The organism is Agromyces humi, from assembly GCF_009720255.1.
Taxonomy (GTDB): domain Bacteria; phylum Actinomycetota; class Actinomycetes; order Actinomycetales; family Microbacteriaceae; genus Agromyces; species Agromyces humi.
Map to the genome: position 1 here is coordinate 1 of NZ_WJSP02000739.1, position 670 is coordinate 670.

General features: G+C 75.2%; 2 protein-coding genes. Both read left to right on the plus strand.

Annotated features, from left to right (window positions below):
* On the plus strand, window positions 1-247 hold a 247-nt coding region (locus GH736_RS23900; protein ID WP_159607586.1), incomplete at its 5' end, for a DAK2 domain-containing protein.
* 1 nt (window position 248) lies between these two features.
* Window positions 249-670 (plus strand): dihydroxyacetone kinase phosphoryl donor subunit DhaM (gene dhaM, locus GH736_RS23905; RefSeq protein WP_159607588.1); only part of this gene is annotated, 422 nt, incomplete at its 3' end.

A 670-nucleotide genomic window follows, 5' to 3' on the forward strand; every position in this document is an offset into this window, starting at 1 on the left:
CTGGACGCCCGCCGTCGACGCCGCCGACACGGCGGCCCGTGACGGTGCGGATGCCGCAGCGGTGCTGGCCGCAGCCGCCGACGCCGCGGAGGCCGGCGCCGTGGCGACGGAGCCGCTCGTCGCCCGCAAGGGACGAGCGAGCTACCTGGGGGAGCGCTCCGCCGGTCACCGCGACCCGGGAGCGCAGTCCACGGCGCTGCTCCTGCGAGCTGCAGCCGACACTGCGTCGACGGCTGCGGGAGCCTGAGGTGGCGACACCCGGCAAGGTCGGCGTGGTGTTCGTCTCGCATTCCGCGCGCATCGCCGAGGGCCTCGTCGAGCTGGCGGGCCAGATGGCGCCGACATCGACGCTCGTGCCGGCGGGCGGCACCGACGACGGGCGCATCGGCACGAGCTTCGACCTCGTGAGCGCGGGCATCGCCGAAGCGGATGCCGGTGTCGGCGTGGTCGTGCTGTGCGACCTCGGATCGGCGATCCTCACGGCCGAGACGGCGCTCGACTTCCTCGATGACGACGTGCGCGCCCGCGTGCGGATCGTCGACGCGCCGCTCGTCGAGGGCGGGGTGGCAGCCGCCGTCGCCGCCGAAGCGTGCGACCCCCTCGATCAGGTGGTCTCGGCTGCGGAGTCCGCGCGGGGCGGAACGTCAATCGGTGCCGGCGACGATCCGGC